We start from the raw sequence: 18332 nt of genomic DNA, 5'->3' as shown, positions 1-18332 counted from the left end.
TACAGCGACACACGGATTGTTCATCATGTCTCAGGCACCACACAGTAACGGCCACAGCAACGACCCGTATTACGCTCACTATCAGTCGCTGCAGTTGCATCGCCATCCGCACGGCGTGCTCGAAGTCGTGATGAGCGGCGAGGGCGCGAACAAGAGCGGGCTCGCCACCGCCAATGCGCGAATGCACTTCGAACTCGCCGAGATCTGGCGCGACATCGACCGCGATCCCGACACGCGCGTCGCGATCATTCGCGGCGAGGGCAAGGGCTTTTCTGCCGGCGGCGACCTGCAACTGGTCGAAGACATGGCGACCGATTTCGACGTGCGCGCGCGGGTGTGGCGCGAGGCGCGCGATCTCGTCTACAACGTGATCAATTGCAGCAAGCCGGTGGTGTCGGCGATGCATGGTCCGGCGGTCGGCGCGGGACTCGTGGCGGGCCTGCTCGCCGATATCTCGATCGCGGCGAAGACCGCGCGCATCATCGACGGCCATACGCGCCTCGGCGTCGCCGCCGGCGATCATGCGGCGATCGTCTGGCCGCTTCTGTGCGGCATGGCGAAGGCCAAGTACTACCTGCTGCTGTGCGAACCGGTGAGCGGCGAAGAGGCGGAGCGCATCGGCCTCGTGTCGCTCGCCGTCGATGAAAACGATCTGCTGCCGAAGGCGTTCGAAGTCGCGCAGAAACTCGCGAACGGCTCGCAGACCGCGATTCGCTGGACCAAGTATGCGTTGAACAACTGGCTGCGCTCGGCGGGCCCCGCGTTCGATACGTCGCTCGCGCTGGAATTCATGGGTTTTGCCGGGCCGGACGTGCGTGAGGGCGTGAACTCGCTGCGTGAACGGCGCGCGCCCGCTTTCGGCGCAAGCGATCCGTGGCGCGGCCAGCCGCAGGCGCCGTCGGGCAATGGCGCGAACGATGACACCAATGGCAGCGCCAACAACGGCGCAGCGGGCAAAGAGCGGTCCTGAGGCCGTGCTTCGCACGGTATGATCGAATCGCACACGCGCGAATCGCGCTCATTCCTTCCCCCAATGCATCGAGGCGACAAGCATGACCGACACGACTGATTCCACGCCGCCCTTTCCCGGCTTTCCTGGCTTCCCGCCCGCTGAAATGCTCGATCGCATGTGGGGCATGATGCGGCTCTCGCCGTTCGGCTCCGCGCTCACCGGCGCGCAACCGGGCGGCGGCCTCGGGCCGTCGCTGTCGATGATGTCCGACATGATGGCGCCGCTCACCAACGTCGAGGAACTCGACAAGCGCATCACCGATATGCGCGCCGTCGAGCAGTGGCTGAAGCTGAATCTGAGCATGCTCCAGTCCGCGATTCAGGCGCTCGAAGTGCAGCGCGCGACGCTCGCGACCCTGCGCGCGTTTGGTGCGTTCGCGCAGTCGTCGATGGCGCAGCCCGCTGCGGCGTCCGCCGCGCCGAGTCCCGCGCCGGCGAGCGGCTGGCCGCATCCGGCGGCGCCCGCGCCGAGTCCGGCCGCGCAGAGCGCCGCGCCATCGGACAGTGCGGCTGCCGCAGACAAGACGGAAGAGGACACGCCGGCCACGCCGCCGTTCGACGCGTCGGCCTGGTGGAATCTCCTGCAATCGCAGTTCGACCAGATCGCCCAGTTCGCGATGACGCAACCGGCCGCCGCCGCAGCAGCAAGCGGGGCAGCAAGCGGGGCAGCGACGGACGCCAAAAAGGACGCGGCGAAGCCGTCGGCGGCGCGCGGCGCGGCGGCTCACACCTCGGCATCGGAGCAAGCCGGCAGTCCGGCGAAGAAGCGGCCGGCGGCAAAGCGTGCATCGACCTCCGCAAAACGCACGAGCAGCACGGGAACGAGCGGCTCGACTGCGAAAAAGTCTATTTAAAGACAGGAACGAAAGACAGCGGCGCGCGCGTCGCGTCGCAGCGCCAAAACCTCGAGGCGGGCCTGGCTCAAAACGCAGATTCGCCGCCTGTCATGCTTTTGCCGCTGATGACGAGGCACACTGCGCCGATTGCGGGCTTTTTTGCCACAGCTCAAGCGGGCACCGGAATTGCGACCTGTGTGATGCGAAATCGGTAAAGTCCGCGTGCTATCATTGTGTAAGCTTCATTTGGCTTTGGGCGTGCGTTGACAAGAACCAATCCAGCCGCCCTCGCTTCATTTGCCGCCGGTGCGACCGGCGCAGGGCTGGACGGTGCGGTTTTCATCGCAGACTGGCTCGACCTCAGGCACAGGGTATCCCTCACCCACGGTTGGCCGCACAGCGCGTAACTTACGGGTTGGCGCTGGCGCAAGACGCCCGCACTTCTTTGCTGCCAAGTGCATTTAGGCAGCCGATTACCGCGTAAAATTGAATGCTTGGCCGACAAACGGTGTATTTCGTTCGTCGTGAGCGAAAATGCTACACGTAGTAGTTACAGACACAGACAGTATGCGCAGAACAGGGGTGGGACTATGAACACCATGCTTTATCCGGAACTTTATAAATCGCTCGAATCCGTTCGATGGGACATGGAAAAAGACATTCCCTGGGACAAGTTCGACGCATCGCTATTGACCGACGAGCAGGCCGCGACGATCAAGATGAACGCGATCACCGAATGGTCGGCGTTGCCCGCCACGGAAATGTTTCTGCGTGACAACCATCACGACAGCGATTTCTCCGCGTTCATGAGCGTGTGGTTCTTCGAGGAACAGAAGCATTCACTGGTGCTGATGGAATATCTGCGGCGCTTCAAACCGGAAATGTGCCCGACTGAAGAAGAGCTGCACGCCGTGCGCTTCGAATTCGATCCGGCGCCGCCGCTCGAAACGCTGATGCTGCACTTCTGCGGCGAAATTCGCCTGAATCACTGGTATCGCCGTGCAGCCGAGTGGCACACCGAGCCGGTCATCAAGCAGATCTACGAAACCATTTCGCGCGACGAAGCGCGCCATGGCGGCGCGTATCTGCGCTACATGAAAAAGGCGATGGTGCAAACCGGCGACATCGCACGCGCTGCATTCGCGAAGATCGGTGTGCTGATGGCTTCGGCGCGCCGCACGGAAAAGCCGCTGCATCCCACCAACCTGCACGTGAATCAGGCGCTGTTCCCGCGCGACACGATTCAATCGCGTCTGCCGGATCCGGAATGGCTCGAGCGCTGGCTCGACGAACAGATCCGTTTCGACGACGGCTGGGAAAAGAAAGTGATCGAGCGCATTCTGCACAACCTGTCGCTGCTGTTCGAGCGCACCTTCACCACGGCGCAGGAATTGAACCGCTATCGCAAGGAAGTGGTGGCGCGCTTGCAGGCGGAGCAAAAGTCGGCAGAACAGCCGGCGTGATGGAGTGATGAGGTCTCGCGGATTCAGGCGCCCTTTAGTGCCGAAGCCGCGAACCGGTTTGACGATTTCTGGAACGGCCCGACAGGCGTGAGCTTGTCGGGCCGTTTTGCTTCAGGGCGTGCACCGTGTATCGTGACGGCATTTTCTCTCTCCGACTTTGTCATGGCTGCTATTTTCGAACGCAAGATTCTGACGCGCGATGCACTGGTGAAGCTGCGTCCTTCGTTGAGCGCGCCGGTCGTGTTCACCAATGGGGTGTTCGACATCCTGCATCGCGGGCACGTGACCTATCTTGCCGATGCGAAGGCGTTGGGTGCGTGCCTCGTCGTCGGTGTGAATAGCGATGCGTCGGTGCGCATGCTCGGCAAAGGCGATGACCGGCCGATCAACAACGAAGCCGACCGCATGGCGTTGCTGGCGGCACTGGAGAGCGTCGACTACGTGGTGTGCTTCGGCGAGAAGACGCCGGTCGAACTGATTACGGCGTTGCGCCCGGACGTGCTGGTCAAGGGCGGCGACTACGATATGGACGCGTTGCCGGAGTCGGCGATCGTGCGAGGCTGGGGCGGCAAGGCGTTGGCGATTCCTTTCGAGCACGATCGCTCGACCTCCGCGCTGCTGAAGAAGGTCCGCACGCAGGGCTAAACGGTGTCGTGGTGAAGGTCACGCGGCGCGCTCGCGTTCATAAGAAACTGCAATTGCCGCGCTGTGTCGTGCTTTCGCCCGCAGCTTCTTACTGCGGCAACGCCGATGCCGCAACCGGCGCCGCCGGCGCCGGCGCTCCGACGACCGGCTGATCGGCGGCTTCGGCAGCGGTGATCGGCCGCACTTTCAGCCAGTCCGGATGCACCTGGCGATTCAGATGATTCGGCTCGCGGCCGCCGGCCGTGGGCGCCGGGCCGAATACGCCGCGCACCGCGACGAATGCCAGAATGTTGGCAAGAAGCAAGATGGCGATCGGCCAGCGAAGCATTGTGGATGGTCCCGTCCAGAGAAAGTTGAGCCGTTCTTATGTTGGCGGCTTGCGATTCAGGCGCTCTGTTGCACCGTGCCCTCGGCCGCAATCAGCGCGAGGCCGGACAGCACGAGCGAATCGTGGCGAGTATGCGGCACTTTAAGCGCACCCGCCACTGCGTGCACGGCGCCGCCACTGACGACGAGCCGCACCGGCACCTGCCATTCATCCTGCAAGTCGCGCCACGTCCGCTCGATCAAACCGGCTTGCGCCAGCGTGCAACCGGCGGACAGCGAGCGCGGCGTGTCCGTCGCGAAGAACGGGCCGCGGCGTGCGGTGTCGCGTGCGTCATCGGCATTGAGCAGCCCCCGTGCCGCGGCGGCGTCGAGCATCGGCAGTTGCGCCGTGTGCTCGCCGAGCGAGCGCATCATCAGGGTCCAGCCCGGCGCAATCAGGCCGCCGACAAAACAGCCGTCCGCACGCAAGGCTTCGAGCGTGGTCGCCGTGCCGAACGTCGCGATCAGCAGGTGTTCGCCGGGAAACGCGGCATGCGCGCCGATCATGCCGGCCCAGCGATCGCTGCCGAGCGCCTCGGGGGTGCTGTAGCAATTGGTCACGCCGCATTGCTGCGCCCGGGCGCGGATCGTGGTGAGCGGCAGTTGCGGCCAGTGCGCATCGAGCAGCGCCGCGACTCGCGCGGCGACGCCTTCACCGGCGACATTGGATAACCACGCGCTGCCCGGCGTCGGCAAGTTCGACCAGTCGGGCTGATCGGCGCCGCCCTGCGCCGCATGGTTCATGTGTGCCAGCGCGCCAGCGGCGAGCTGTGTGCCGCCCGCCTGCACGAGCGCCCACTTGATCCGGCTATTGCCCGCGTCGATCAGCAGATAAGGCGCGCCGCTCGTCATGCGGCACCGTCGGCCAGACGCAGCGAGACGTCGCCGGTCGCGATGGTCTGGCGGCCGGTGGCGGTGTCGAGCAGCAACTGGCCTCGCTCGTCGACGCCCGCCGCCACGCCGCGCGTCAGTTCCACACCTTGTTCCAGCAGCACGACTTCGCGGCCTGCATACGCATGCACGGCATTCCAGCGCGCCTGGAACGGCGCGAAGCCTTCCGCGCCGAAGCGCTGCAAAGCCGGTTCGAGCGCGTTCAGCTCGGCGGCGAGCGTGTCGGTGAGATTGGCGTTGGGCAGCGCGCGTTGCAGCGCGGTCGGCATCGTGCCGCGCGCCTGCGGCGGCACATCGGCGTTCAACGCGCCGACCTGCGCTGCCAGTTCGTCCGCGCCCTTCACATTGGTGCCGATGCCGATCACGACGGCGCTGGCGTCGCGCGTGCTCCAAGCGGTTTCGATCAGGATGCCGGCCAGCTTGTCGCCTTCGAGCAGCACGTCGTTCGGCCACTTCAGCGCGATCTGGCCGGGACCGGCGACGGGCAGCGAGCGCAGCGCGTCGACGAGCGCGACGCCGACAGCGAGACTCAGCCCCGCCAGCCCTTCCAGCGGACGCGGCAACACGCACGCGACCGAAAACAGCAGCGCATTGCCCGGCTCCGCGTACCACGGACGGCCACGCCGGCCGCGGCCGGCGGTTTGCAGATACGCGACTCGCACGATCGGGCGCGGCAGCGCGCCGGCCTTACGCGGCAGCGCCTTGACGCGGGTCATCAGGTCGGCGTTGGTCGAGCCGGTTTCCTCGACGATTTCGATCGGCCAATCATGCGCATGCGCGCCGAACAGCGCGACCGCGCGCTCGCGGTCGATGCGCCAGTCGGCGCCGGCCGCGCTGGTGGCTTGGGGTGGAGTCTTGGAAGCGTTCATGCCGCATATTGTAGCGACAGCGAACTCCATGGGGGGTTGAGCACGGCCCATCTGCCGCGCCTTCGCTACAATGGCCCTTAACCCGATAACCAGATTCTCGCGATCCTTGAACTACGACACTCCGCCCGGCCTTGAAGTCGCGGCTGGCAGCCAAGGCAAGATCGTCCGGCTCTCGGGCCAGTGGACGGCGCTCGCGCTCGCGCGCGACCGCGCCACTGGTCACGTGATTCCTCTGCTGCGCTCGCTCACCGGCGCCGAGGGCATCGGCGAGTGGGACCTGTCGCGCATCGACCGGATGGACCACGTCGGCGGTCAGGCGCTGTGGCGCGTGTGGGGCCACAGGATGCCCCCGGACACGACGCTCACCGACACGCAGCGCGACATCTTCGAGCGCATCGCGTTGCTCGACACGGTGCGCGAGAAGGCCGAGCCGGTGGTCAGATTCGATCCGTTCACGCGACTGGGTCTCGCGCTCTTCTCGTTCTTCGAGCACCTGTACGGCGGCGTCGGCATGCTCGGGCGCGTCGTGCTCGATCTGCTCGCGATCGTGCGCAAGCCGAAAATCACGCCGTGGACCGAAATCTCGGCGAACGTCTACAACGCGGGCGCCCGCGCGCTGCCGATCACCGCGCTGGTCGCGTTCCTGATCGGCATCGTGCTCAGTTATCTGTCCGCGCAGCAACTGCGGCTGTTCGGTGCCAACCAGTACATCGTCAATATTCTCGGGCTCTCGGTGATCCGCGAGCTGGGCCCGGTGCTGTCGGCGATTCTGGTGGCGGGGCGCTCGGGCTCGGCGATCACCGCGCAGATCGGCGTGATGCGCGTGACCGAGGAGCTCGACGCGATGCGCGTAATGGGCATCCCCCACGGCCTGCGCCTGATCCTGCCGCGCGTGATCGCGCTAGGCGTGGCGATGCCGCTGCTCGTCATGTGGACCAACATCATCGCGCTGACCGGCGGCGCGCTCGCCGCCAAGCTCGTGCTCGGCATCGACATGAGCTACTTCGCGCGGGCCTTGCCGGGCGTGGTGCCGATCGCGAACCTGTGGATCGGCCTCGGCAAGGGCGTCGCGTTCGGTATGCTGATCGCGATCGTCGGCTGTCATTTCGGCTTTCGCATCAAGGCCAATTCGCAGAGTCTCGGCGAAGGCACGACGACCTCGGTGGTGACCTCGATCACCATCGTGATTCTCGCGGACGCGGTGTTCGCGATCCTCTTCCAGAACGTGGGGTTAGGATGATCGCGCCACTCACCCAGGCCGTGCGCGGCCAGCCCTTGCCGTCGATCGCCGAGCCGGTGATCGAGGTGATCGACATCACCAAGCGCTACGGCCGCAACATCGTGCATCAGCATCTGAACCTGGACGTGCGGCGCGGCGAGATCATGTCGATCGTCGGCGGCTCGGGCTCGGGCAAAACCACGCTGGTGCGGCAGATTCTCGGCCTCGAGCGGCCGTCCTCCGGCACCATCAAGCTGTTCGGCGAGGACCTCGCGACCATCTCGCCAGAAACCGCGCTGCTGATGCGCAGCCGCTCCGGCATGCTGTTCCAGCGCGGCGCGCTGTTCTCGTCGCTGTCGGTGTTCGACAACATCGCGCAGCCGGTGCGCGAGCTCGGCACGGTGCCCGAAGACCTAATGCGCGACATTGTCATGCTCAAGCTCGAGATGGTCGGCTTGCCGTGCAAGCATGCATCGAAGATGCCGTCGGCGCTCTCGGGCGGCATGATCAAGCGGGTCGGCATTGCCCGCGCGATCGCGCTCGAACCCGAATTGCTGTTCCTCGACGAACCGACCGCCGGGCTCGACCCTGAGGCGTCCGACGAATTCGTCGAGCTGATCTCCGCGCTGCATCGCGCGCTGGGTTTGACGGTGGTGATGATCACGCACGATCTCGACACGATGATCGCGCTGTCCACCCGCGTCGCCGTGCTGGCCGATCGCAAGGTGCTGGTCGCCGCGCCGGTCGAGGAGGCGGCGGGCGTCGATCATCCGTTCATCCGCGAATATTTCCTCGGCCTGCGCGGGCGCCGCGCGTTGCAGGCGCTGCCGCCGGAACGCCGCGCGAGGCTGCCGCGCGCGGCGCTCGAGCCGGCATCGTCCGAATTGCCGCTGTGAACCAGGGAACCTGACAATGGAAAACAAATCGCATGCCTTCTGGGCCGGACTCTTCACGATCGTCCTGCTGCTGGCTATCGCGGCGGCGGCATTCCTGTTCAACGTCGACCGTTCCGTGCGCGTGCCGTACGACCTGATTGCGCGCACCAACGTGACCGGCCTGTTTGCGGATGCCGCGGTGCGCTATCGCGGGCTCGACGTCGGCAAGGTGCAGTCGATCAAATTCGATCCGAACCATCCGGGGCAGATTCTGGTGCGCATCCTCGTCGATACGCGCGCGCCGATTACCCACTCGACCTTCGGCAGCCTCGGCTTTCAGGGCGTGACCGGCATCGCCTTCATTCAGCTGGATGACAACGGGCGCGACCCGCGGCCGCTGCCGTCGTCGATTCACGCGGTCGCGCAGTTGCCGATGCGCCCCGGCCTGCTCGATCAATTGCAGCAACGCGGCGACATCCTGCTGCGCAAGCTCGAAAGAGTCGCCGACGACGTGAACAATATTCTCTCGCCGGAAATGGCCGACCAGTTGCACACCACGGCGGCCAGCATCCAGAAAGCCGCCGACGGCGTCACCACGTTGACGCAGCAGATCTCGCCGGTCACCGCCAAGCTGCCGGGCACGATCGACCAGCTGGACCGCACGCTGGCCTCGACCAATCAACTGATCACCGGCCTGAACCGTCCGAACGGCCCGCTCGAGATGAACCTGAACAAGGTCGGCACGGCGGCGCAACAGGCGGGCGTCGCGCTCACGTCGATGAACGCCACGTTGCAGGAGCTGTCGGCGCGCGTCGGCTACGACACGCTGCCGCGCGTCAATTCGCTCGCCGAAGACGTGCGTTCGGCGGCCCGCTCGGTGGACCGTGCGGCGGATACGTTCAGCACCAGTCCGCGCAGCGTGCTGTTCGGCGCACCGCCGGCCGCGCCCGGACCCGGCGAGGCCGGCTTCGCCTGGCCTGCCGGCCGCGCTGCCCGATGAATCCACAGGTTTGAAGAAAGGAACGCTCATGTCACGTCCGATTCACCGATTGTTGTCCTCGAGCGCCGCCGTGGCGGTGCTGCTCGCGTTCGGCGTGCTGGCCGCGGGCTGCATGAGCGCCCCCGCGGCGCTCTCCGAGACGCGCTTCGACTTCGGGCCGCCGGGCGCGGGGGTGTCGGCGGGCACCTTGCCGGCCGTGAAGGTGCTCGATGTGAGCGCGCCCGAGGTGCTCCAATCGAACCGGCTGCTGTACCGCCTCAGCTACGCCGACGCGCAGCAGATCGCGTCGTACGCGAACAGCCACTGGACCATGATGCCTTCGCAGTTGCTCACCCAGCGTCTGCGCGGCGCGCTCAGTTCGCACGGCACCGTGCTGACGGGCGCCGACGGCGTGGCCGCGCCGGTGCTGAAAGTCGACCTGAGCCAGTTCGAGCAGGTTTTCGACAGCCAGATGGAAAGCCATGCGGCGATCACCGCGCGCGCCACGCTCACACAGAGTGGCAAGGTGATCGGCCAGCGCACGTTCGTCGCCCAGGCGCCGGCCAGTTCCGCGGATGCCGCCGGCGGAGCGCGGGCGCTCGCCACGGCCAGCGACGATCTGGTCGCGCAGATCGGTGCGTGGCTGGCCACGCAGGCGCTGGTCGCCGCGCAATGACGGGCCCGCAGCGCACGCAACGGAGCGCTGCATGAGCCAACGACCCTGGCTGCGCCGTCCGTCGGTGCTGGCCCGGCAAGCGCTGCTGCTGTATGCGGCGCTGATCGTGTACGGTTCGTGGTATCCGTTTTCGGGCTGGCGTTCACTCGGGCTCGGGCCGTTTGCCTATCTGTTCGATCCCATGCCGCAGTACCTGACGGCGTTCGACGTCGTCACCAACGTGCTCGGCTATATGCCGCTCGGCGCGTTGGTGGTGCTCGCGGTCTATCCGCGCTGGCGCGGCCCATTGGCCGTCGCGCTCGCCTTCGTGCTCGGCGGGCTGCTGTCGGGCGTGATGGAGGCGGGGCAAACGTATCTGCCGACGCGCGTCGCGTCCAACCTCGATCTGGCCGCCAACGCGCTCGGCGCTTTGCTCGGCGCGGCGATGATGTCGCCCGCGACCGGCGCGCTGCTCGATCGCGGCTTGTTGAGGCGTATGCGACTTCTGTGGTTCGAGCGCGATCGTGCGGCGCTCGCGTGTCTGGTCGTCGCATGGCCGTTTGCGACGATGTATCCGGCGCCGCGCCTGTTCGGTCTCGGCAACTGGCCGCGTGCGCTCTGGATGCGCTTCGATTCGACGACGCAGGACGCGCTGCTCGCGTGGACGCCGCAGGGCTGGCACGTCGGCGCATGGCCAGCCGTGGCCGCCGCATGGTTGCCCGACGACGCGTGGGAAGCCGTGATCACCACGCTGAATCTGTTTGCCGCGCTGGCGCTGGCGTCGCTGCCGGTGCGCAGCCACGCGCCGCGGGCGCGGCTGTTGCTCGTGTTCATCGTCGTCACGTTGTGCGTGAAGGTGGGCGCGACGTTCTTGCAGTCGCAGTCGGGTCTCGCGTTCGACTGGGCGACGCCCGGTGCGCTCACTGGGCTCGTGTGCGGCACCGCTGCCGCGCTGTTCGCGCTGCATCTGCGGCGCCGCTCGCGCGCGGCGCTCGCGAGCATGGCGCTGGTGGTTGCGCTGGTGTTCGTCAATCTGCTGCCGGTGAATCCTTATTTCGATGTCGTGCTGGCCGACTGGCGGCAAGGGCGTTATCTGCACTTCAACGGGCTCGCGCGTTGGCTCGCGTGGATCTGGCCGTATGCGGCGCTGGTGTGGCTGGCGTTTGTCGTCGAACAGGCATGGCTCAAGCGGCGTATGAAGCGCGTGTGAGGGAGGGTGCGGTGCGAGAGTGGCCTGCCCGACACACGCGCAATGGACCCGCACAGCACACGCCTCGCCGCTGGCCCGCATCGGCGGCCATCAGCCCCCCTCGCTATAATCGACCGCACACGAGGCGCGCCGACAGCGCCATGGCCCTCCCTCACAAACTCGTCCCGGACATCATGGATTCCTTCTACAAGCACCACGTCTTCTTCTGCCTGAATCAGCGCGAACCCGGTGCCGAGCGCCCGAGTTGCGCGAACTGCAATGCCCAGGCAATGCAGGAGTACGCAAAAAAGCGCGTGAAGAAACTCGGCCTTGCCGGCCCCGGCCAGGTGCGCATCAACAAGGCTGGCTGCCTCGATCGCTGCGAGCTGGGGCCGACGCTCGTCGTGTATCCCGAAGGCGTCTGGTACACGTATGTCGACGAGAGCGACATCGACGAGATCGTCGACTCGCACCTTCTGAACGGCAAGATTGTCGAGCGTCTGAAAATCGATCAATAAGCATTCCCATGAACGTACACACGAAGAAATATTTGATCGACGGCCCGGTCGGCAAGATCGAGGTCGCGCTGGATCTGCCCGACGAGATGCGCGAGAACGGCGCCGCGCCGCGCGGCATTGCGCTGGTCGCGCATCCCCATCCGCTGTTCGGCGGCACGATGGACAACAAGGTTGCGCAGACGCTCGCGCGCACCCTCGTGCAGTTGAACTACGTCACCTATCGTTCGAATTTTCGCGGCGTCGGCCAGACGCAGGGTGAACATGACGCGGGCATCGGCGAGCGCGACGATCTGCGCGCGGTGCTGGACCACATGCGCGCCGAAGCCGGGCAGGGCGATCTGCCGCTCGTGCTCGCGGGTTTTTCGTTCGGTACCTTCGTGCTGTCGCACGTGGCCGCGAAACTGCGCGAAGAAGGTCAGGAGATCGAGCGAATGGTGCTGGTCGGGACCGCGGCGAGCCGTTGGGATGTCGCGCCGGTGCCGGAAAACACGCTCGTGATTCACGGCGAGACCGACGAGACTGTTCCCATTCAATCCGTTTACGACTGGGCGCGTCCGCAGGAATTGCCCGTGGTCGTGATTCCCGGGGCGGAACATTTCCTGCACCGCAAACTGCACGTGCTGAAGCGGATCATCGTCGACGCGTGGCGATGATCCGCGCCGCGCGCGCGTTTTCCGGGGTACAGGTACGCGAAACCGCCAATTAATCGGTTTGCGCCACCCGGGATTGGCCGGATAGCGCGCGTATAATGAGCGCTCTTTTTTTGAGCGCAGCACGGTCCATCCGGCAGTTCGCGCGTCGCGGAGCGTCATTTCGCGCGCAGCGGTGCCTGTGGGGCATGCTGCGCGAACCAACCAGGTCGCCGGAAGTCCAATGGGCGCCGCGCCGTTTTACGGCCAGACGCCCGCCGACCGGCTCTTCCAAACTATGCGCCCTGCGCGCGATGTATTTTCCGCACGAACCGACCTTATGCGTTTCTCGACCACCGGCCGCACGTCCTTCCCGTCAGTTGCTTCCTTCGTTCCCCTCAAGCTTAGCCGCGCCGTCACCCTCGGCATCGTGTTGCCGGCGACCCTCGCTGCCAGCACCGCGTTCGCACAAGTGCCGCCGCCGGCGGTGAACGCGCGCTCGTGGGTGCTCGTCGACGCCACCAGCAATCAGGTGCTCGCCTCCGGCAATGCCGACGAGCGCGTGGAGCCGGCGTCGCTGACCAAGCTGATGACCGCCTACCTCGTCTTCGAAGCACTGCAGACGAAGAAGATCACGATGGATCAGACCGTGATGCCGAGCGAAGCGGTGCGCCGCGTGCGCACGGACGAATCGCGCATGTTCATCGAAGCGAACAAGCCGGTCACCGTGCACGACCTCGTGTACGGCATGATCATCCAGTCGGGTAACGACGCGGCGATCGCGCTGGCCGAACTGGTCGGCGGCAGCGAGGCGCAGTTCGTCAACATGATGAACACCGAAGCGCAGCGCCTCGGCATGAAGAACACCCATTTCGCCGACGTGAACGGCATGCCCGACCCGCAGCACTACACGACCGCGGGCGACCTCGCGGTGCTGTCGGCGCGTCTGATCCGCGACTTCCCCGACTACTACAACATCTTCTCGGTCAAGGACTTCACGTACAACAAGATCAAGCAGCCGAACCGCAATCGCCTGCTGTGGATCGACCCGACCGTCGACGGCCTGAAGACCGGCCACACGCAAGCGGCGGGCTACTGCCTGATCGCGAGCGCGAAGCGTTCGCTGCCGGGCACGACCGACGCGTCGCGCCGTCTCGTCTCGGTGATGATGGGCGAGACCAAGGAACACGACCGCGTGCAGGACAGCCTGAAGATGCTGAATTACGGTTACACCGCGTATGACACGGTGCATCTGTACAAGGCGAATCAGGTGGTGGGCACGCCGCGCGTCTACAAGGGTGCGCAGGACAGTGTGCAGATCGGCGTGAAGAGCGACCAGTACATCACCGTGCCGAAGGGCATGGCCGACAAGGTCAAGCCGCAGATCGAGCAGGTCGACACGCTGATCGCGCCGATCGCGAACGGTCAGCAGGTCGGCGTCGCCAAGCTGGTGGCCGACGGCAAGGTGCTCGCGCAGTTCCCGGTGGTGGCCTTGCAGGCCGTGCCGCAAGCCGGCGTGGTCGGCCGCGTGTGGGATTCGCTGATGCTGATGTTCAACAAGAAGAAATAAGAGCCTGACGCAATGACCGCTGTTTCCGAGGTTTCGCTCGATCCGATCGTTTATCTGAACGGCGAGCTGGTGCCGTTGTCCGAAGCGCGCGTGCCGGTGCTCGATCGCGGCTTTATTTTCGGCGACGGCATTTACGAGGTCGCACCGTTGTACGCGTCGCGCCTGGCGCATCAGGGCGGGCGCACCGCGTTCCGTTTTCCGCAGCACCTCGCGCGCCTCGCGCGCTCGGTGGGCAAGATCGGCATCGCCAATCCGTTCGACGACGCCGGCTGGCGCGAACTGATTGAGCGGGTGGTCGCGGCGAACGAGGCTGATGGCGGTTTGCCGGCGGATCAGGATGCGATTGCCTATATTCAGGTTACGCGCGGTGTCGCGAAGCGCGGCCACGCTTTCCCGGCCGGCATCCAGCCGACCGTGTTCGTGATGGTCACGCCGCTCAATCTGCCGGACGCCGCGCAGCGTGCCCAAGGCGTGCCCTGCGTGAGCGCCGAGGATCGCCGCTGGCTCAATTGCGACATCAAGTCGGTGTCGCTGCTCGGCAATGTGCTGATGGCGCAATTCGCGGCGGAGAATGACGCGTTCGAGACGATCCAGTTTCGCGACGGCATGCTGACCGAGGGATCGTCGTCGAATGTGTGGATGGTGAAGGACGGCGTGCTGTCGGCGCCTCCGCGCAGCCACAAGATCCTCGAAGGGATTCGCTACGGTCTGATCGAGGAGCTGACGGCCGAGTGCGGCATCCGCTTCGAAGCGCGTGAGATCAGCGAAGCCGAGTTGCGCGCGGCCGACGAGATCATCGTCAGTTCGGCCACCAAGGAAGTGCTGCCGGTCACGCGGCTCGACGGCCAGCCGGTCGGCGAGGGCAAGCCGGGCGCGGTGTTTGCGGCGCTGTATGCGGCGTATCAGCGAGCCAAGGACAAAGAAGCGCAACAGGCGCAGCAAGGAGTAGAGAATGAATTCCGCGACCGACTCACTGTTTGATTTCCCCTGCGATTTCCCGATCAAGATCATGGGTAAATCGCATCCGGAGTTCGCCGAAACCATCGTCACGGTGGTCCGCCAGTTCGACGGCGAAGTCGACGCGTCGCGCGTCGAAACGCGGCCGTCCAGCGGCGGCAACTACACGGGGCTGACGGTCACCGTGCGCGCCACGAGCCGCGAGCATCTCGATAGCATCTATCTCGCGCTGACCGGCCATCCGATGGTCAAAGTGGTGCTGTAACGCGTCGCGCGACGTTTCGTATCACGGCGTGACGTGCAATGCGTCCGCCGCCAGACCGGGGCTCGCAGCGGGTCCCGCCTGGCAAGCCCGGTCGAACAGCTGCTTGAAGCGTCCCACCTCGTCGAACACCCAGTCGCGGAAAGCCCTGACGCGGGCGGTGTCGAGCATTTGCGGCGGGCAGATGAAGTAGTACTGCCACGGGCTCGGCCCGTCCACATCGAATAGACGCACGAGGCGGCCCGCGGCGATCTCATGCATCGCCAGCGAACGGCGCGTGAGCGCGACGCCTTGGCCGTCGATCGCCGCTTGCAGCAGATTCGACGAATCCTGGTACAGCACGCCGCGCTTGGGCTCAGGCCAGTCGGTGAGGCCGGCGGCGTCGAACCAGGGGCGCCACAATTCGTCGTCGGAGCGCAGCAACGGGACTTTGGCGAGATCGGCCGGCGTTTTCGGCAGGTTGCCGCCGTTGAAATGCGGCGCGCAGGCCGGAAAGAAAATCTCCTCCAGCAGCAACTCCGAATGCAGCCCCGAATATTTGCCAAAGCCGAAACGGATCGCGACGTCGACGTCGTCGCGCGCGAAGTCGGTCAGCGCGTTGGTGGACAGCAGTTCGAGGTCCCATTGCGGGTGCGCCTCGATGAAGCTGCCGATGCGCGGCGTCACCCAGCGCGCTGCGAACGACGACAGCATCGACACCACCAGGCGGCGCTCGCGGTCGCCGGCGCGGATTTCGCGGGTGGCGTCGGCGAGCGCCATCAGCGCGGTGCGCACATGCGTGGCGTAGCGCCGGCCGGTTTCGGTAAGGCGCACGCGCTTGCCGTCGCGGGCGAACAGCGATACGCCCAGTTCGGCTTCGAGCGCGCGGATCTGGTGGCTGACGGCGCCGTGCGTGACGAACAGTTCGTCGGCGGCGCGCGAGAAGCTCTCGTGACGTGCGGCGGCCTCGAATGCCTTGATTGCGTTCAGCGCCGGTAATTGACGGAGGTCCATCGCAATATTTCTCACATAGAGATGAAAATAGATCGTTTTGCGTAAACCCTTGCTACGCCTACGATTGTAGCCATGAAACGATTTTTGGCGAGGGCATCATGCGAGAAATTTCCTCTAGCATTGCGTTTGAAATCCGTAACGGCGAAACGCTGCCGATGAAGGTCGCGCGCAGCACCAAGCTGGTGGTCCATGGCGGCGCAATCTGGGTCACGCGTAGCGACGACACCGAAGACTACTGGCTGCAACCGGGCCACACGCTTCGGCTGCGGCGCGGTGAGCGACTCTGGCTGAGCGCCGAGGGCACCACGCACGCGAAGGTGGCATTTTCCGTACCGACGCGCTGCGACGAACGCGCGTTGAACTGGCTCGCGCGGGTCGGTGAACGGTTGATGATGCGCCTGCGCGGCGGTTGGCGCACGGTTTGAGGCGGGGGCGGCGCGCGGATGACGTTGGGCGGTGGCCGCCGATAGGCCGAGACGCCAAGTCACTGGCCGTAATAGGCACACGTGCCGCCACGCCGTCCAATGCGCTTCCAACCGGCGCTGCTCCCTACGCACCCGGCAACACAGCGCCCGTCCGCACCGAGGCCTTTCGAATGAAGTCACCCCCGGCGCGGATCCCGGTATTTCGGTAAACTGCCGGGACCATGAGCACCATCCCGGTTTCCCCGTCTCACTCACCCGCCACGGCGCCGCTTACGCTGCGCTGGCTCGGCAACGAATCCTACGAAGCCAGCTTCGACGCGATGCGCGCATTCACCGATGCACGCACGGCCGATACCGCCGACGAAATCTGGCTGGTCGAACACCCACCCGTCTTCACGCTTGGGCAGGCCGGCGATCCGGCGCATCTGTTGGCCGCCGACAGCGGCATCCCGCTGGTCAAGGTCGACCGAGGGGGCCAGATCACGTATCACGGGCCCGGCCAGGTGGTCGCCTACCTGCTGCTCGATTTGCGTCGCCGCAAGCTGATGGTGCGCGACATGGTCACTCGGATCGAGCAGGCCGTGATCGACACCCTGGCGGCGTATAATCTCGCCGGAGAACGCAAGGCCGGCGCCCCCGGCATCTACGTAGCGCCTGATCCGGGCGCCGGACTGCATGCCGGCGCCAAGATTGCGGCACTCGGTTTGAAAATCCGCAACGGCTGCAGTTATCACGGCGTGAGCCTGAACGTGAAGATGGATCTGCGGCCGTTTCTGGCGATCAATCCATGCGGCTACGCGGGGCTCGAAACGGTCGACATGGCAACGCTCGGCGTTGCCGCCGGCTGGGACGACGTGGCCCGTACCCTTGCAGCATGCCTCACCGCAAACCTCGACGGCAGTCCCGCGGCCGTCGCCCAACCACAGGCTGGTGCGCTCACCGCCTGACTGGACCGAACGAATGACTGACGTTACCGCGAACCTCGCAGCTTCCCCCGCGCCCGAAGGTGTGCCGGCTTCCGCCGCCTACGACGCTACCGCGAAGCAGAAAGCGCAAGCCAAAACTGCTCGCATCCCGATCAAGATCGTCCCGATTGAAAAGCTGAAGAAGCCGGACTGGATTCGCGTCAAGGCGGCCACCGGCAATTCGCGTTTCTACGAAATCAAGCAGATTCTGCGCGAACACAACCTGCACACGGTGTGTGAAGAAGCGAGCTGCCCGAACATCGGCGAATGCTTCGGCAAGGGCACCGCGACCTTCATGATCATGGGCGACAAGTGCACGCGCCGCTGCCCGTTTTGCGACGTCGGCCACGGTCGTCCCGACCCGCTCGATCCCGAAGAACCGGGCAACCTCGCGCGCACCATCGCCGCGCTGAAGCTGAAGTACGTGGTGATCACGAGCGTCGACCGTGACGATCTGCGCGACGGCGGCGCGGCGCACTTCGTCGAATGTATTCGTCAGACTCGCGAGATGTCGCCGGAAACGCGCATTGAAATTCTCACGCCGGATTTCCGCGGGCGTCTCGATCGTGCGATCGGCATTCTCAACGCCGCGCCGCCCGATGTGATGAACCACAACCTCGAAACGGTGCCGCGTCTTTACAAGGAAGCGCGTCCGGGTTCGGACTACGCGCATTCGCTGAAGCTGCTGAAGGACTTCAAGGCGCTGCATCCGGACGTCGCCACCAAGTCCGGCCTGATGGTCGGTCTCGGTGAAACCGAAGAAGAGATTCTGCAAGTGATGCGCGACCTGCGCGAGCACGACGTGGACATGCTGACCATCGGCCAGTATCTGCAACCGTCGGAACACCATCTGCCGGTGCGCTCGTACGTGCATCCGGACACCTTCAAGATGTACGAGGAAGAAGCGTACAAGATGGGCTTCACGCATGCCGCGGTCGGCGCGATGGTCCGCTCGAGCTACCACGCCGATTTGCAGGCGCATGGGGCCGGCGTGGTCTGAACGCTTTAGCTCGTT

The 18332-nt window shown here is 65.4% G+C and carries 21 protein-coding genes; 17 read left to right on the top strand and 4 right to left on the bottom strand.

The window, feature by feature from the left end; genetic code table 11:
- Positions 1-25: 25 nt before the first annotated feature.
- From HV770_RS25905 to rfaE2, 4 genes are all read left to right on the top strand, one after another.
- A complete protein-coding gene (locus HV770_RS25905) occupies positions 26-970 on the top strand; it encodes an enoyl-CoA hydratase/isomerase family protein (RefSeq protein ID WP_246291161.1) in 945 nt (314 codons plus the stop codon).
- A gap of 82 nt (positions 971-1052) precedes the next feature.
- Complete coding sequence (locus HV770_RS25900; RefSeq protein ID WP_175164320.1) at positions 1053-1865, top strand: PhaM family polyhydroxyalkanoate granule multifunctional regulatory protein; 813 nt, start codon at positions 1053-1055, stop codon at positions 1863-1865.
- A gap of 572 nt (positions 1866-2437) precedes the next feature.
- Complete coding sequence (locus HV770_RS25895) at positions 2438-3310, top strand: ferritin family protein (protein ID WP_175164318.1); 873 nt, start codon at positions 2438-2440, stop codon at positions 3308-3310.
- A gap of 162 nt (positions 3311-3472) precedes the next feature.
- Positions 3473-3955, top strand: coding sequence for a D-glycero-beta-D-manno-heptose 1-phosphate adenylyltransferase (gene rfaE2, locus HV770_RS25890; RefSeq protein WP_175164317.1), 483 nt, complete (start codon positions 3473-3475; stop codon positions 3953-3955).
- Between the two features lie 88 nt (positions 3956-4043).
- Here the strand turns inward: rfaE2 and HV770_RS25885 are convergent, their stop codons facing one another.
- From HV770_RS25885 to HV770_RS25875, 3 genes are read right to left on the bottom strand one after another with little or no spacing between them, the layout of a single operon-like run.
- Positions 4044-4283, bottom strand: coding sequence for a hypothetical protein (locus HV770_RS25885; protein ID WP_121316396.1), 240 nt, complete (start codon positions 4281-4283; stop codon positions 4044-4046).
- Between the two features lie 56 nt (positions 4284-4339).
- Positions 4340-5173, bottom strand: coding sequence for a type III pantothenate kinase (locus HV770_RS25880; RefSeq protein WP_175164315.1), 834 nt, complete (start codon positions 5171-5173; stop codon positions 4340-4342).
- Complete coding sequence (locus HV770_RS25875; RefSeq protein ID WP_175164313.1) at positions 5170-6081, bottom strand: biotin--[acetyl-CoA-carboxylase] ligase; 912 nt, start codon at positions 6079-6081, stop codon at positions 5170-5172. The genes HV770_RS25880 and HV770_RS25875 overlap by 4 nt, the downstream gene beginning before the upstream one ends.
- Positions 6082-6187: 106 nt before the next feature.
- Here HV770_RS25875 and HV770_RS25870 point away from each other — a divergent pair, with 106 nt between their 5' ends.
- The 10 genes from HV770_RS25870 to HV770_RS25825 all read left to right on the top strand — a co-directional run bounded on the left by HV770_RS25870 (position 6188) and on the right by HV770_RS25825 (position 14937).
- Positions 6188-7321 (top strand): MlaE family ABC transporter permease, encoded by a 1134-nt coding sequence (locus tag HV770_RS25870; RefSeq protein WP_175164311.1) that lies wholly within the window; start codon positions 6188-6190, stop codon positions 7319-7321.
- Positions 7318-8196 carry an ABC transporter ATP-binding protein gene (locus HV770_RS25865; RefSeq protein WP_175164309.1) on the top strand — a complete coding sequence of 293 codons (879 nt, stop codon included), beginning with the start codon at positions 7318-7320 and terminating at the stop codon, positions 8194-8196. Before HV770_RS25870 ends, HV770_RS25865 begins: the two co-directional genes overlap by 4 nt.
- Before the next feature lie 16 nt (positions 8197-8212).
- Positions 8213-9175: an MlaD family protein gene (locus tag HV770_RS25860; RefSeq protein WP_175164300.1), complete on the top strand. Its 963-nt coding sequence runs from the start codon at positions 8213-8215 to the stop codon at positions 9173-9175.
- 28 nt (positions 9176-9203) lie between these two features.
- Positions 9204-9830, top strand: a complete 627-nt coding sequence (locus HV770_RS25855; protein ID WP_175164298.1) for an ABC-type transport auxiliary lipoprotein family protein — start codon at positions 9204-9206, stop codon at positions 9828-9830.
- Between the two features lie 31 nt (positions 9831-9861).
- Complete coding sequence (locus HV770_RS25850; RefSeq protein ID WP_175164296.1) at positions 9862-11019, top strand: VanZ family protein; 1158 nt, start codon at positions 9862-9864, stop codon at positions 11017-11019.
- A 173-nt stretch (positions 11020-11192) separates the two neighbouring features.
- A complete protein-coding gene (locus HV770_RS25845; protein ID WP_121319203.1) occupies positions 11193-11516 on the top strand; it encodes a (2Fe-2S) ferredoxin domain-containing protein in 324 nt (107 codons plus the stop codon).
- Positions 11517-11524: 8 nt separating this feature from the next.
- Positions 11525-12169 (top strand): alpha/beta hydrolase, encoded by a 645-nt coding sequence (locus tag HV770_RS25840; RefSeq protein ID WP_175164294.1) that lies wholly within the window; start codon positions 11525-11527, stop codon positions 12167-12169.
- A gap of 316 nt (positions 12170-12485) precedes the next feature.
- Positions 12486-13715 (top strand): D-alanyl-D-alanine carboxypeptidase family protein, encoded by a 1230-nt coding sequence (locus HV770_RS25835; RefSeq protein WP_175164292.1) that lies wholly within the window; start codon positions 12486-12488, stop codon positions 13713-13715.
- A gap of 12 nt (positions 13716-13727) precedes the next feature.
- Positions 13728-14696: a D-amino acid aminotransferase gene (locus HV770_RS25830; RefSeq protein ID WP_175164290.1), complete on the top strand. Its 969-nt coding sequence runs from the start codon at positions 13728-13730 to the stop codon at positions 14694-14696.
- On the top strand, positions 14668-14937 hold the full coding sequence (locus tag HV770_RS25825) for a DUF493 family protein (protein ID WP_175164288.1): 270 nt from the start codon (positions 14668-14670) through the stop codon (positions 14935-14937). The genes HV770_RS25830 and HV770_RS25825 overlap by 29 nt, the downstream gene beginning before the upstream one ends.
- Positions 14938-14958: 21 nt before the next feature.
- On the opposite strand, the gene HV770_RS25820 is transcribed toward HV770_RS25825, so the two are convergent.
- Positions 14959-15927, bottom strand: a complete 969-nt coding sequence (locus HV770_RS25820) for a transcriptional regulator GcvA (RefSeq protein WP_175164286.1) — start codon at positions 15925-15927, stop codon at positions 14959-14961.
- A gap of 98 nt (positions 15928-16025) precedes the next feature.
- Between HV770_RS25820 and HV770_RS25815 the strand changes: the two genes are divergently transcribed.
- The 3 genes from HV770_RS25815 (at position 16026) to lipA (ending at position 18317) form a co-directional block, all read left to right on the top strand.
- Positions 16026-16352, top strand: coding sequence for a DUF2917 domain-containing protein (locus HV770_RS25815; RefSeq protein WP_121316408.1), 327 nt, complete (start codon positions 16026-16028; stop codon positions 16350-16352).
- Between the two features lie 221 nt (positions 16353-16573).
- On the top strand, positions 16574-17299 hold the full coding sequence (lipB, locus tag HV770_RS25810; RefSeq protein WP_175164284.1) for a lipoyl(octanoyl) transferase LipB: 726 nt from the start codon (positions 16574-16576) through the stop codon (positions 17297-17299).
- A 13-nt stretch (positions 17300-17312) separates the two neighbouring features.
- Positions 17313-18317: a lipoyl synthase gene (lipA, locus tag HV770_RS25805; protein WP_175164282.1), complete on the top strand. Its 1005-nt coding sequence runs from the start codon at positions 17313-17315 to the stop codon at positions 18315-18317.
- The last annotated feature ends 15 nt before the right edge of the window (positions 18318-18332 follow it).

Source organism: Paraburkholderia fynbosensis, from assembly GCF_902859935.1.
Lineage (GTDB): Bacteria > Pseudomonadota > Gammaproteobacteria > Burkholderiales > Burkholderiaceae > Paraburkholderia > Paraburkholderia fynbosensis.
The sequence above is the reverse complement of the archived record's forward strand: the minus strand, read 5'-3'. Positions and strand labels throughout refer to the sequence as shown.